The organism is Acinetobacter sp. 3657, assembly GCF_031456775.1.
GTDB lineage: Bacteria > Pseudomonadota > Gammaproteobacteria > Pseudomonadales > Moraxellaceae > Acinetobacter.
This window is the reverse complement of sequence record NZ_JAVDVH010000016.1, coordinates 23,279-36,932: the sequence shown is the minus strand read 5'-3', so window position 1 is coordinate 36,932 and position 13,654 is coordinate 23,279. Positions and strand designations below refer to the sequence as shown.

Annotated in this window: 16 protein-coding genes; 6 read left to right on the top strand and 10 right to left on the bottom strand. The window is 43.0% G+C overall.

Annotated elements, in window-relative coordinates; all coding sequences use genetic code 11:
* The first annotated feature begins 44 nt into the window (after window positions 1-44).
* Together dapB and J2Y37_RS14215 are read left to right on the top strand one after the other, a co-directional pair.
* Complete coding sequence (gene dapB / locus J2Y37_RS14220) at window positions 45-866, top strand: 4-hydroxy-tetrahydrodipicolinate reductase (protein ID WP_005194172.1); 822 nt, start codon at window positions 45-47, stop codon at window positions 864-866.
* A 98-nt stretch (window positions 867-964) separates the two neighbouring features.
* Window positions 965-1,615 carry an START domain-containing protein gene (locus J2Y37_RS14215; protein ID WP_004673632.1) on the top strand — a complete coding sequence of 217 codons (651 nt, stop codon included), beginning with the start codon at window positions 965-967 and terminating at the stop codon, window positions 1,613-1,615.
* A gap of 41 nt (window positions 1,616-1,656) precedes the next feature.
* Here the strand turns inward: J2Y37_RS14215 and J2Y37_RS14210 are convergent, their stop codons facing one another.
* Together J2Y37_RS14210 and dkgB are read right to left on the bottom strand one after the other, a co-directional pair.
* Complete coding sequence (locus J2Y37_RS14210; RefSeq protein WP_349033233.1) at window positions 1,657-2,844, bottom strand: MFS transporter; 1,188 nt, start codon at window positions 2,842-2,844, stop codon at window positions 1,657-1,659.
* A 1-nt stretch (window position 2,845) separates the two neighbouring features.
* Window positions 2,846-3,652 (bottom strand): 2,5-didehydrogluconate reductase DkgB, encoded by an 807-nt coding sequence (dkgB, locus tag J2Y37_RS14205; RefSeq protein ID WP_349033232.1) that lies wholly within the window; start codon window positions 3,650-3,652, stop codon window positions 2,846-2,848.
* A gap of 135 nt (window positions 3,653-3,787) precedes the next feature.
* Here dkgB and J2Y37_RS14200 point away from each other — a divergent pair, with 135 nt between their 5' ends.
* Entirely contained in the window at window positions 3,788-4,690 is a 903-nt protein-coding gene (locus J2Y37_RS14200; RefSeq protein WP_349033231.1) for a LysR substrate-binding domain-containing protein, read from the top strand.
* On the opposite strand, the gene J2Y37_RS14195 is transcribed toward J2Y37_RS14200, so the two are convergent.
* Window positions 4,638-5,048, bottom strand: coding sequence for a hypothetical protein (locus J2Y37_RS14195; protein ID WP_349033230.1), 411 nt, complete (start codon window positions 5,046-5,048; stop codon window positions 4,638-4,640). The two genes, J2Y37_RS14200 and J2Y37_RS14195, sit on opposite strands and share 53 nt — an antisense overlap.
* A gap of 91 nt (window positions 5,049-5,139) precedes the next feature.
* On the opposite strand from J2Y37_RS14195, the gene J2Y37_RS14190 reads away from it, so the two are divergent.
* The gene (locus tag J2Y37_RS14190; protein ID WP_349033229.1) at window positions 5,140-6,567 is read left to right on the top strand and encodes a PLP-dependent aminotransferase family protein; all 1,428 of its coding nucleotides are present in this window, start codon (window positions 5,140-5,142) and stop codon (window positions 6,565-6,567) included.
* Here the strand turns inward: J2Y37_RS14190 and J2Y37_RS14185 are convergent.
* From J2Y37_RS14185 to J2Y37_RS14155, 7 genes are all read right to left on the bottom strand, one after another.
* Window positions 6,564-7,589, bottom strand: coding sequence for an NAD(P)-dependent alcohol dehydrogenase (locus J2Y37_RS14185; protein WP_349033228.1), 1,026 nt, complete (start codon window positions 7,587-7,589; stop codon window positions 6,564-6,566). The two genes, J2Y37_RS14190 and J2Y37_RS14185, sit on opposite strands and share 4 nt — an antisense overlap.
* A gap of 33 nt (window positions 7,590-7,622) precedes the next feature.
* Window positions 7,623-8,177, bottom strand: coding sequence for a DNA-3-methyladenine glycosylase I (locus J2Y37_RS14180; RefSeq protein WP_349033227.1), 555 nt, complete (start codon window positions 8,175-8,177; stop codon window positions 7,623-7,625).
* 251 nt (window positions 8,178-8,428) lie between these two features.
* Window positions 8,429-8,674 (bottom strand): hypothetical protein, encoded by a 246-nt coding sequence (locus tag J2Y37_RS14175; RefSeq protein ID WP_004673616.1) that lies wholly within the window; start codon window positions 8,672-8,674, stop codon window positions 8,429-8,431.
* A gap of 9 nt (window positions 8,675-8,683) precedes the next feature.
* The gene (locus J2Y37_RS14170) at window positions 8,684-9,220 is read right to left on the bottom strand and encodes a M23 family metallopeptidase (protein WP_349033226.1); all 537 of its coding nucleotides are present in this window, start codon (window positions 9,218-9,220) and stop codon (window positions 8,684-8,686) included.
* Window positions 9,221-9,251: 31 nt separating this feature from the next.
* On the bottom strand, window positions 9,252-10,301 hold the full coding sequence (gene mutY, locus J2Y37_RS14165; protein ID WP_349033225.1) for an A/G-specific adenine glycosylase: 1,050 nt from the start codon (window positions 10,299-10,301) through the stop codon (window positions 9,252-9,254).
* 367 nt (window positions 10,302-10,668) lie between these two features.
* Window positions 10,669-11,406: a dienelactone hydrolase family protein gene (locus J2Y37_RS14160; protein ID WP_349033224.1), complete on the bottom strand. Its 738-nt coding sequence runs from the start codon at window positions 11,404-11,406 to the stop codon at window positions 10,669-10,671.
* Between the two features lie 174 nt (window positions 11,407-11,580).
* Entirely contained in the window at window positions 11,581-11,739 is a 159-nt protein-coding gene (locus tag J2Y37_RS14155; RefSeq protein ID WP_004656956.1) for a DUF1328 domain-containing protein, read from the bottom strand.
* Between the two features lie 187 nt (window positions 11,740-11,926).
* Between J2Y37_RS14155 and J2Y37_RS14150 the strand changes: the two genes are divergently transcribed.
* A complete protein-coding gene (locus J2Y37_RS14150; RefSeq protein WP_349033223.1) occupies window positions 11,927-12,379 on the top strand; it encodes a YcgN family cysteine cluster protein in 453 nt (150 codons plus the stop codon).
* Window positions 12,380-12,481: 102 nt separating this feature from the next.
* Entirely contained in the window at window positions 12,482-13,651 is a 1,170-nt protein-coding gene (locus J2Y37_RS14145; RefSeq protein WP_349033222.1) for a PQQ-dependent sugar dehydrogenase, read from the top strand.
* Window positions 13,652-13,654 lie beyond the last annotated feature (3 nt).

The following is a 13,654-nucleotide window of genomic DNA, read 5'->3' as shown; positions in this document are numbered from 1 at the left end:
CAGGTTATAGTACGAAACATGAAACACAAACTTTGGGAAAAATTATGTCAACTTCTCCACGCATAGGAATCTTGGGTGCAGGCGGACGCATGGGGCGTATTCTGATTCAAGCTGTGCAACAAGCAGGCTACCAACTTGCAGCCGCAGTTGAGCGTCCTGAAAGCAGCTTGGTCGGTGCGGATGCAGGTGAGCTTGCAGGTGTGGGCAGCATCGGTGTCAAGGTGGTGGGAAGTTTGAATGAAGTTTTAAAAGATTGTGACGTGGTGATCGACTTTACCGCACCTGTGGCAACTGAACAGCATCTCAAATTATGTCGTGAAGCAGGCGTTGCGATGGTGATTGGCACTACGGGCATGTCAGATGAACAGAAGGCATTTTTAGACGAATCAGCGACACAAACACCTGTTGTGTACGCAGCCAACTACTCCGTTGGGGTCAACGTTTCAATTAAACTATTGGAATTGGCGGCTCAAGTGTTTGGTGATACGGTCGATATCGAGATTATTGAAGCGCATCATCGCCATAAAGTCGATGCGCCTTCTGGTACTGCATTTATGATGGGTGAGGCAATTGCAGATACCTTAGGACGTAACTTAAAAGAAGTTGCGGTCTATGGTCGTGAAGGTTATACCGGTCCACGTGATCGTCAAACCATTGGCTTTGAAACCATTCGTGGTGGGGATATCGTGGGTGAACACACAGTGATGTTTATTGGTGAAGGTGAGCGTGTTGAAGTGACGCACAAAGCCACCAATCGTATGAACTTTGCTTCTGGTGCTGTGCGTGCTGCTGCATGGGTGGTGGGACGTGAAGCACGTAAATATGACATGAAAGATGTTTTAGGTTTTAACGATATTCAAGTATAAAATTTTACTTTTTTGCACTATAAAAAGAGCTTGTTGAGCTTTGCATCCAGACCAAAGTTCAGCAAGTTCTCACCATCATTAAAACAATTGAGCATGACATGAATAAAAAACAGATTGTTCTTGCTGCGCTACTGAGTATCACCAGCGTAGTTGTAAGTGCGACAGCAGAAACTGCAAAACTTAGCCTACATCGCAATGATATTAAGGTTTGGACCTATCAAACAGAAAATAATCCTGTGTTTCAGTATAAAGCTGAAACCACGTTTGACGTACCGCTAGAGCGTGCGGTGGCGGTGGTGTTGGATGTTGAGCGCACACCGAAATGGGTACCTTATGTCGGCAAAGCACAACTGTTGTCTCGTGACGAGAAAAAAGGTGAATTTATTCTGTATATGGTGCTGGATTTTCCCTTTCCCCTCAAAGACCGTGATGTGGTGATTAAAGGCAAAATGAGTAAAAATGCGGATGGTAGCATTAGTATTAAGAATCAAGCGATTAAGTATGATTATCCTGAACAGCCTGACATTATCCGCTTGAGCCGCTATGAGGGTGATTGGACTTTTCAGAAAGTCGCGGAAAATAAGGTCAAAGTTTCCACCAGTGGTTATGCTGATCCAGCAGGGGCGATTCCGTTGAGTTTTGTCAATATGTTTGTACAGCAACAGCCTTATCAAATGCTGATGAAAATGAAAAAAGAAGTGCATCATCCATTATATAAACAACCAAAATTACCTGATTTGTTGAAATAAAAAATACCTGATTTATGATTTAAATCAGGTATTTTTTTAATTTAAGCTTGAGGGCATTGATGATATTGGACGTTGTGTTTGCGTGAGAGTTTGATTTGAATGAACACCAAGATTAAACCAATGCCTGCTAATACCGCACCGATCATGGAAACCGCGGCATAGTTTAAACCGAGACTAAGTACTATCCCACCTGCGGCCGCACCAATGGCATTGCCCAGATTAAAAGCGCCAATATTGACTGAAGATGCGAGTCCTGATGCTTCATGGGCAACGGACATTACCCGCATTTGTAAGGGTGGAACAATCGCAAAGGCTGCTGCACCCCAAACCACCAAACCAATCGCAGCACCCAACTGACTTTGTGCGAGGATCGGGAAAATGAGCATCAGTACGATCAATAACAGCAAGAAGCCAATTAAGGTCTTATCAATCGATAAATCAGCAAATTTACCGCCGAAATGATTACCCACTGAGAAACCAATCCCGATGAGGACCAGCATCATGGTGATAAAGAATGGTGATGCTTGAGTGAACTCAACTAGACTTGGCGCGATATAGGTATATAGGGTAAACATCGCTGAAGCCCCAAACACGGTGGTGAGCAATGCCAATATCACTGGCAGGCGGATCAGCACGCTGAGTTCCATTTTTATATTGGGTTTTTGTCCAACAGAGCCAACAGGCAGGGCTTTCCAAAGCGATAACATGGTGATAACGCCGAGTACAGAAATCGCAAGGAAAGACATTCGCCAACCGATATTTTGCCCCACCCACGTCGCAAGTGGTACACCTCCGATATTGGCAATGGTGAGTCCCATGAACATGGTTGCAACCGCACTGGCCTGTTTATGTGTTGGAACGACACTGGCGGCAACCACGGAGCCAATGCCGAAGAATGCACCGTGATTCAGACTGGTGATCAGGCGTGCGCCCATGAGGCTGATATAATTCGGAGCAAACGCTGCGATCAGATTACCGATGGTAAAGATCGCCATCAATAGAATGAGTGCATTACGACGAGCAAAGCCGCCGAACCACAAGGTCATGATCGGCGCACCAAGCATTACGCCCAATGCATAACCTGTGATCAGCATGCCTGCACTGGGGATGGACACGCCCAGATCGTTGGCAATATTGGGCAATAGTCCCATAGGCGAGAACTCGGTCGTCCCAATCGCAAATGCACCAATTGCCAGCGCCAGCAAAGGAAGATTAATGCGACTGCTCATATTATTGATCCCATTCAGGCGCAAATGCTTCAGGACTGACCTCGCGGCCATTACGTTCAAGTTGTGCAATCATCCGCATTTCTTCAATACTGAGCTGTAGTTGTTGTGCTTTCAAATTGCTAATCAGATTTTCACGTTTGGTTGAAGATGGGATCACCGCATAACCCTGTTGTAATGCCCAAGCCAATGTCACTTGTGCTGTGGTTGCCTGATGCCGTGCGGCGATTTCAAGTAGGATCGGATCATTTAGCACTTTGCCATAGGCAAGTGTCATATATGAGGTCACATCAATGTTTTGTTCAGCCAGATAATTGACCAAGTTTTGGTTCTGTAAATAAGGGCTTAATTCAATTTGATTGGTGGCAATGTGTTCTGCCCCAATGCTTTCAATTGCTTGCTGGGTTAAGGCAATATTGAAATTTGAGATACCAATCTGCTTGGTTAAACCTTTCTGCTTCGCTTCCAAAAGCAATTGCATCACGGTGGGAATAGAGACACCCAATCGCGGAGCAGGCCAATGAATCAAGGTCAAATCAACGGCATCAGTGCGCAGCTTTTGTAGGCTTTCTTTTAAACTTGGAATAAGTTTATCTTCTGCAAAATTATCGACCCAGATTTTTGTGGTTAAGAACACATCTTGGCGTGAAACCCCACTTTCAGCGATTGCTTGCCCGACTTCGGCTTCATTTTCATAAATTTGTGCGGTATCAATCGCACGATAGCCGACATCCAAGGCCGTTTTAACAGAATCAATCACCACTTGATTTTTAAGACGGAAAGTACCTAAACCAAATTTTGGGATATGCATATTATTCACCTTATCTTGTTTTGCTCAACTGAGCGTATCCAGTTCATAGGTGCAATTTTGCGACGATTATTGTTGCTAAAAAATAGAGGAATTTGCAAAATATAGTTGATTAATTATCAACAATTGAGCGTTGCAATGAAATCAACAATAGAGGAATTGGTTGCTTTTATTAGTATTGTGGACACGGGTTCTTTTATTGCCGCCGCAGAAAAATTAGGGCAGACCTCATCTGGGCTGAGTCGTTCGTTAAGTCGTTTAGAAACAAAACTAGAAGTGACTTTAGTCGAGCGAACCACGCGTAAATTAAAACTTACCCAAGAAGGGCAGCAGTTTCTCGATCATGCCCGTAAAATACTCAATGACTTAAATGCCGCAGAAGAGGCTTTACAACGATCAGATCAAGCGACTTCTGGTTTGATACGGATTGATTCCGCGACGCCTTTTATCTTGCATGTGATTGCGCCGTTGATGCATGGATTTAGACAACGCTATCCCAATATTGAAATAGAAATAAACAGCAATGATTTGGTGATTGATTTACTCGAACATAAAACCGATGTGGCATTCCGTTTCGGCGAACTGCATGATTCAAGTTTACATGCCAAATTGGTGTGTAAAAGTCGAGTCTATATTGTTGCCAGCCCTGACTATCTGAAACGTAAAGGCAGACCAGATCAGCCAAAACAACTGTCTGATCATGATCTGATTGGCTTTACTCGCCCTGCCTATATCAATACATGGCCGATTAAAGTGGATCATGCGTATTTCTTGGCAAAAGCTCAAATGAAGGCATCTAGCGGGGAGACCGTGCGACAATTATGCTTGCGGGGGCAGGGAATCGCACGGCTATCAGAATATGAGATATGGAAAGACCTAAAAGAAGGTCATTTAGAAGCGCTATTTGAGGATCAAATTGAGCATTCATACCAAAGCATCCATGCGGTTTATTATCAACAAGAACATCTGCCGAAGCGTGTCCGTTTATTTATTGAGTTTTTGACTGAGCAATTAAGTCAGGGCTTTTCGGTTTGCCAATAGCCTCATTCTGAAGTTGTACATTCAAGACTGGAACTAATACACCTTTGGCTTGGATGACAGAAACCATGATCTGCTGATTTTTTAAAGTACATTCAAGTTCAATGGTAGGCAAATATACACCCGACAAAATCAGCCCATTTTCATTAGGTTTTTTATAGGTCAATTTGAGCGTACTTTGTTGCTCATGGGTCGCGGCTTGTTCGAGTTTCCAAAACTCATAGCTCTGCTGGTTTTGCGTGGTTAAATACCCCTCAGCAAGTCTTTTACAGACCTGTTGCTGTTGATAAGCATTCTGATCGGTAAATTGGCAGCCCGTAAATAGGATGCTACATACTATAAATAAGAGTTTATTTTTCATTGCCTTATCCTCCTGTAGTTGATTTTTATAGCTTAATGGTGTTGTATAAACCAATACAGATACAGAAATTTTTAAAAAAGCAGTACAGAAAATGACTTTTCAATATCAACGCCTTGCAGAACAGCTTGCACACAAAATTTATCAGCATGAATTACAGCCGCAACATAAGTTGAGTTCTTTAAGAGAATTTGCACGTCAGCAAAAAGTGAGTTTAAGCACTGCACAACAATGCTATGAATTGTTGGAAGCAAGAGGGTTGATTTATGTGAAAGCAAAATCTGGCTATTTTGTCAGTTCAAGACAATATCAAAGTCCCATTCCAGATAGCCCTCAATTTGAGTCCATGGCTCGGCAAGTTTCCAATTTGGATTTGCAGAATCAAATTCAGACTGCCTCAATTCAAAGTCATTTAACCCCATTAGGTGCGATTCAACTTTCTCCGCATTTGATTCCTGTCGATGGTTTGCGCCGTTCTTTGCAACGAGCATTGAAGCATTGTCAGCCTGAAGACTTTTTGTATTGCAATAAACAGGGGCATGAGCAATTACGTCAGGCACTCTCTGACCACTGGCGTGAGGATGGGGTGTACATCGCAGCCGACGATATTTTTATTAGCAATGGTTGTTTGCCTGCGATTTCTTTACTGATTCAACAGATGAGCAAAGAAGGCGATAGCATCATGATTCCAACGCCGACTTTTAATGGTCAGTTGCAGTTGCTTGCAGGATTGAAACGCAAAATTATTGAAATTCCTGCGGATCATCGTGGTATTGACTTAGAGCGCTTAGAATTCTTTATGCAGCAGGGTAGTGCCAAGCTATGCTTGTTGACCGCCAATTTTCAAAATCCATTGGGCTATTGTTTGAGCAATCAACAGAAACAGCGGATTGCTGAGCTGGCTGAGCAGTATCAATGTTTTATTTTGGAAGATGATATTTATGCAGAATGTAGTTATCAAAAAGAACGTCCATTACCGATTCGGCACTGGGATCGAAAAGGCTACGTGATTTTGTGTGGTTCGGTATCGAAGTCTTTATCCAGTGCCTACCGTGTCGGCTGGTTTTGCTTGGGGCAACAACTTGAGCATCTACGCCCTCAATTTTTGGCGAATAATATTGGGGTGAATACACCTTTACAGCTCGGGTTGGCAGATTTTATTTATAGTCGTGCTTATCGCGAGCATTTAGATCAGTTGAGACCTAAGCTGATGCAGCAGGTGGAACAATATCGTGCCTGTATTCTAGAGACCTTTCAAGGCATTCCAATTGCATTAAGCCAATCTCTAGGCGGTTATGCTTTGTGGATGCAATTGCCAAACACGATTACAGGTTTGGAGCTGTACTATTTAGCGCAAAGCAAGGGCATTAATATTGTACCTGGAGAGGTATTTGGTGAAGATCAGCGCTATCAACATTATCTACGCTTAAATGCAGGACATGCCTTTACAGAAGAAATCCGCCAAGCGATTCAACAGTTGGCGGATTGGGTTAGACAGAGCTTGAAACCAGCTCTGAGTTAGTCAAAGTCGGCTTTGAGCACGACGCGGTAACGTGCTTGACCTGAATGAAGTCGCTCAATCGCGTCATTGAGTTGAGACATTGGGAATAACTCAATTTGCGGTGCAATCTGTTTACGGGCTGCGAACTGTAGCAGTTGACGCAATGCCAAAGGGGAGCCTGTTGGAGAAGAGGTGACTGATTTGGCCCCGTTCATGAGCGTTCCAACGGAAACAGGAATCGGTTCTAAAGTCACCCCTAAGAAATGTAGGCAGCCATTCGGTGCAAGTGTATTGAGATAGGCTTGCCAGTTCAGCGTCACATTTACCGTACTAAGTAATAAATCAAATTTACCACGTTGGGCTTTGATCGCTTGCGCATCACGGCTATTCACCACATGGTCTGCGCCCATGGCTTTGAGTTCTTCGGTTTTATCAGGATTGGAGCTAAATGCAGTAATTTCACAGCCCCACGCTTTGAGTAATTTAATCGCGATATGACCTAAGCCACCGATACCAATCACTCCAACATGATGTGTCGCTTGAATCTTATGCTTAAGTAAAGGATCAAAAACCGTAATCCCACCGCAAAGTAATGGTCCTGCACTTTCAGGGTCTAAATCCTCTGGCAGGGGAATGACCCATTGCCAACCTGCACGGACTTTCTCTGCAAATCCACCAGCATGTCCCACGATGGTCGCTACATTTTCACCTGTACATAGCACTTGATTGCCGCCAATACATGGATCGCAGGCTTGGCAACTTTCCGCGGTCCAGCCAATGCCGACACGTTGACCGATTTTGAGTCCTTTGGCTTCTGAGCCAAGCGCAACAATGCTGCCAATAATTTCATGCCCTGCAACAGCAGGATAGCTTGTAGAGCGCCAATCATTATTAATCACAGACAGGTCGGAATGGCACAGACCACAGTATTCCACTTTGACTTCGACTTGATGCGCTTGTAATTCACCTGCATCAAATTGGTAAGGAACCAGTTGTTCTCCTGCTTGCATTGCAGCATAAGCACGAATGAGGTTATTGCTCATAGCAACTCCTATTGAAGGAAAATTTGAAAGAAACTATTTAAAATGGCAGTCATTTTCGTGGTCATTGACCATACCTACAGCTTGCATAAACGCATAGCAGGTGGTTGGTCCAACAAACTTAAAACCACGTTTTTTCAGTGTTTTGGAAAGTATTTGACTGATCTCAGTTTGTGCAGGGGCTTCGCGATAATTTACGACATCATTCTCTAAGATTTTCTGATCAACAAAGCTCCATAGCCAAGATGCCACATCATCAACTTCATCTTTGAGTTTGAGCCAAGCAATAGCATTGTCTCGGATGGCTTTGAGTTTGCCCAAATGACGAATCAAACCAGCATCGCTGAGTTTGTTTTCAAGTTGATCATCTGTCAGTGCGGCGATTTCTGCAATCGGAAATTGGAAGAAATGTGAGCGATAGTTTTCACGTTTTTTCAGTACGGTAATCCATGATAAGCCGGCCTGTTGTCCTTCGAGACAGAGCATTTCAAATAAGCGGGCTTCATCATGCTCAGCTTTGCCCCATTCTTCATCATGATAAGCGATATAGAGTGGATCGTTAGAGCACCAACCACAACGTTGAGGGGACATGAAACCACTCCTTATTTTTTATGAAATTCGTTTTTGATGGGTTTTTTTAAGAATCTATGTGATGTCTTGTTGAATCATTATTGGATTCTATCATCAGCCCACATGATCATGCACTTTAGTTGAAATATATTTTAATTTTGTTCAGACATAATCTGAAAAGTAGTCAAAGCTTCGCAAGTTTTTCAGGGTGAGATGTAGCATCCATGCCATCTCTATAATCGTTATTCATTGCTCGGCTTTAATCGATTTAATTAAATTTTAAATACCAGCCATTCATCAGCATGTGTATCCCAATAATACAATTCAGCGCTGTCTAAATCCGCAAATTTAAGCCAAAAGTCTTTGCCTGTTTTATCTGCAAAGCCTGTACTAATCAATAATGCATCTTCAGTGATTTCCATGATCCAGCCTTGATAACTGGTTCCATTGATGATGATTTTTTGCTGATTTCCAGACTCTGCAAATTCAACCAGCCGTTCGATTAATACTTCTGACATTGCGTGTTCCTAACGTAAATAAGGGTATGGATTGACTGCACCACGTCCTTTGCCATTTAAATAAATGCCATAGTGCAAATGTGGGGCAGTGTGGCGTGCATTGCCCGTGTTGCCGACATAACCAATGAAATCACCTTTACGGACATAATCGCCGACATTGAGACCACGTTTATGCCCATTTAAATGTGCGTAATAATGCCATGAGCCTGCTGGTCCACGGATCCAAATGACTTTGCCACCGAGATTATTATTGCGTAAATCAGCGACCAGCCCATCGGTTGCACTATACACTTTCGTACCACGCTCTGCCATGATATCAATGCCTTCATGGCGACGACCTTGACTACGCGCAGCACCCCAAGTATCTCGTAATTCACTACGACTTACTCCTTTGACAGGGATGGGCAAGCGACTGTCTAAACGCATTGTTTGAAGTTTGTTCAGTTGCGCACTTGGCAATGGTGTTGGTTTTTTTGGCGCAGTGCTACACGCTGAAAGAAACACCATGAATACACCAAGAACCGTATAGCGGATTGGATGATGCACATCAACTCCTTGTCATTGGACAGATCATCATTTACTTAAGGTCTTCTGCCTTTGGTTTCGCAGTAATCAATTTTTTCATGGCTGTGGGAACGCCTTTGGCAATCGCAGCGGCAGGATTTAACCAGATACCACCGAGTTCGATACTGAGTTGTTCCTTTTGATCATGTTCCACGTGGAACAGTTTTTCATGCAATAGCCAAGTAAAGTGAGTGAAACTATGGCTTATCTGTACAGATGATACTTGAGCTTGAAGTTTGAAGTGTCGCTCAATCTGTTGTAATTCGGTTGCTTGCTCAATGATTGGTAAGCAATATAAGCCACCCCATAAACCGTGGGATTCACGTTGTTGCCATAACCATTCATCACCTGATTGAATCAGCAGCACATCAGCCGTTTTGACAGGGACAGGCTTTTTGGCTTTTTTGAAAGGAAGCTGTTGTTCTAAGCCTTGTTGATTGGCTTGGCAATGTTGTTGCATCGGGCAATATAAACACAATGGTTTCTTCGGTGTGCAAACGGTTGCACCCAAATCCATAATCGCTTGGGTATAGTCATGATTACGCTCGTGTGGACATAGTTGCTCGGCAATGTTCCATAAAGCACGCTCATGCACTGGCTTAGATAAATCATCTTCAATCGCAAAGAACCGTGCTAAAACACGTTTCACATTGCCATCCATAATTACGCCATATTGGCGTAATCCAAGTGACATCAGCGCACCTGCGGTAGATGGCCCAATACCAGGGAGTTCGATCCATTGTTCTAATGTTTCGGGGAACTTTCCATGTTGGCTGACGATCGCTGCGGCTTTGTGCAAATTCCGCGCACGGGCGTAATAACCTAATCCTGCCCAGTACGGAGCAACATCATCCCAACTGGCTTGACCAAGGGTTTCTACGGTCGGGAAGCGCTCAATAAAGCGATCGAAATATTGTAGAACGGTTTTGACTTGGGTCTGTTGTAGCATGATTTCTGATACCCACACTTTGTAGGGATCATCCGCAACTTGCCAAGGTAAATCATGGCGACCGTGTTGATCGTACCAAGTCAGCAGTGCATCGGAAAATGAGAAATCAGGCATGAATCAGAACATTAAAAAGCAGAAGAGTAGTATAGCGGAAATAGAACGACGTTCTAATTTAAATTCTCTTAAACATTTGCTGATAATAAGCCGAAATATTTACTTGTGGGTCGGCGGCATGTAATTTTTTCATCAGCCTGCGGCTCGCCTTACTTTTCAAGGATGAAAAGTAAGCAAAAATGCTTTATTGGACTGACATTACATTCTGAGCAATTTTAAAGCAACCCTTTGAAAGCAGAGCAAGGCAGTCTAACAGGCGGCATTCATGCCGCCTTTGCAAGAGCAACTGTTATCAAGGGTTTAGATATCAAGATGATGTTAACTAGGATTTAAGTTTTGAAAAATCATCTAGCCAATTATTTACCGATTATTTTAAATGTTTATCCAGCAACTCATACATCGCTTCAAGACCTTGACGCTCTGCTTCAGCGTTATAGCCCAAGTCAACATTGTTGGCTTTGGCACGTTCATCAGCGAGTGGATTACTGAAACCATGTTTAGCATCTTCAAAGATGATCACCTCATGATCCACCTGAGCATCATGCATTTCCTGACGGAAAATTGCTACGTCATCTAAAGTCACCATGCTATCGAGTTCACCATGAAGCACTAAGATCTCAGCTTTAACTTGATCTTTCTGTGCTGGCGCTTTAGGACTGAGCACTGCATGGAAGGTTGCGACTGCTTTTACATCTGCACCCGAACGCGCTAAATCAAGCACAACCTTACCGCCATAACAGAAACCAATAGCCGCCAGTTTCTCAGCATTAACCTCAGGTTGAGCTGCTAGTGTTGCTAAACCCGCTTGCGCACGACGGACAATGGTATCGGCATGTTCAAAAGTCTGATTCATCCATTCAGATGCTTGAGGAACAACAGTTGTGACTTTTTTATCACCATACATATCGATCGCTAAAGCCGCGTAACCATGTTCAGCAAGCTCACGGGCACGTTGCTCAGTATATTCATTACGGCCCCACCATTCAGGTGCAACAATGACACCTGCAATTGGCATATCAATCTCTGGAGCTGCAAAATAACCAATCAAACGTTGACCATCGGCAGCGGTGTATTCAATTTCACGTGTGGTAATCGGGAAGCTCATTTTTAAATCCTAATCTGTATTTTTAGAATGTATCGATTAAAGCATAAAATCGGAAAATTGAAGACCTCGCCAATGTACAAATTTTGAGGTCTTGGCTCACTAAGAGGAAAATGATGAAGCATAAAAAAAGAAGAATACCGAGATTCTTCTTTTTTATTCATTGTTAATAAATATCTAGACTTTACCTCTAGATAAGAAACCAACGATTGCCAAAATAACAGCAACGACTAGTAAAATAACTGCAAAATCTTTTGATAAGCCCGCAACACCACCGAAACCTAATAAACTGGCGATCAGTGCGATTACTGCAAAAATAATGGCCCAACGGAACATAATGTGTTTCCTCCTAATTTATCGTTATGTTTCCACTATAGCGTGTGTTTTTTGAGCTAAATGTGGTGTTTCTGTGGTTGAAATGTTGAATAGATTAAGAAATGTTAATCGGATAATCTGTTTGAAAACCAAGTTAATGATGGATGAATGCTATAATAAAAAGCTCGCTTAAACTGAAAGTCTTGGTATGTCCATCGAACTTCGTCCAAATTTTTGGAAACAATACACACTTGATCAGCTCACGCATGCTGAGTGGGAAGCATTGTGCGATGGCTGTGGTTTATGTTGTTTGATTAAGCTTGAAGATGAGGAAACGGCTGAGGTCGCTTATACCAAAGTGGCGTGCAAGTTATTGGACTGTAAGACAGCCAGTTGTTCTGATTATGCACAGCGTCAGCAGCATGTTCCTGACTGTATTCAGCTCACGCTTGAACAATTGCAGACCATCACATGGTTACCACCAAGTTGTGCTTATCGTCGTTTAAGCGAAGGGAAAAACCTACCTTCATGGCATTATCTAAATACTGGTTCACGACAAAGCGTTATTCGGGCCAAGAAATCGGCAGCAGGACGATGTATTTCAGAAAGTGATGTCGATGAAGAACAGATCGAAGACTATATTGTTCGTTGGGTGCGTTGATCTGGATTGCAAATGGATTCTTTATAAATAAAAACAACACTTTTACAGCAGTTTTATTCGTCAATCCCCGTACTATTAGAACAAATAAGAGGGAGATATAAAATGATGATGAAGCGAGTCGCAACCCCACTTTTATGTGGTGGTTTTATATTTTTACAAGCCTGCGGTGCAAATAATACCAACTCTAAAACGCCAGAACCGAATGCTGCACAGCAGAGCTCAAAAACAGCAATCCAACAACAATCTTATCATGTAGAAACCATTGCTCAATTCAATGAACCGTGGGCGATGACTATTTTACCTGACCAACGCATATTGCTTATTGAACGCAAAGGAAAATTAAAAATATTTGACCCGAAAACTAAGCAAAGTCTGGATGTGCAAGGTATTCCGATGGTGAGTTATGGCGGTCAGGGTGGTTTAGGTGATGTTGTTTTACATCCGAAATTTCAGCAAAACCATTGGATCTATTTGAGTTACGCGACCAAAGGGCAAGGTGGCTATGGCGCTGTGATTTCACGAGCGAAACTTGATTTATCAAATCCAGCACAACCGAAACTTACGGATGTAAAAACAATATGGCAACAAGTGCCTAAAGTCTCAGGACAGGGACATTATGGTCATCGCATGCTATTTGGTTCTGATGGCAAGTTGTGGGTCAGTTCAGGAGAACGACAAAAATTTGATCCAGCGCAGGATATGAAAAGTAATCTGGGGAAAGTTTTACGATTGAATGATGATGGAACAGCGGTGGCAGATAATCCATTTAGCCAACAAGGTGGCGTGACTGCGGAAATATGGTCCCTTGGGCACCGTAACCCACTCGGCATGGCATTTGATACGAAACAACAGCTCTGGGTGGTCGAAATGGGCCCTGAAGGCGGCGATGAACTGAACCTCATTGTCAAAGGTGAAAATTACGGTTATCCAATTGTCTCGAATGGAGACCACTATTCAGGTTTGAAGATTCCAGATCATCAAACTCGCCCAGAATTTAAAGCACCTGAAATTGATTGGACGCCGGTTATTTCGCCCTCAAGCATGATCATTTATACAGGCAAAGCGTTTCCTTTATGGCAGCAAAAGGCCCTAATCGGTGGCTTATCCTCTAAAGCCATTGTGGTGGTGGATTTAAATACTCGACCTGTACAAGAAGTTCAGCGACTGGATATGAAACAACGTATTCGAGGCTTGCAACAAGCTCAAGATGGCTCGATTTGGGTGATAGAGGATGGTCCTCAAGCCAAATTACTCAAACTCAATTCCAATTAAATT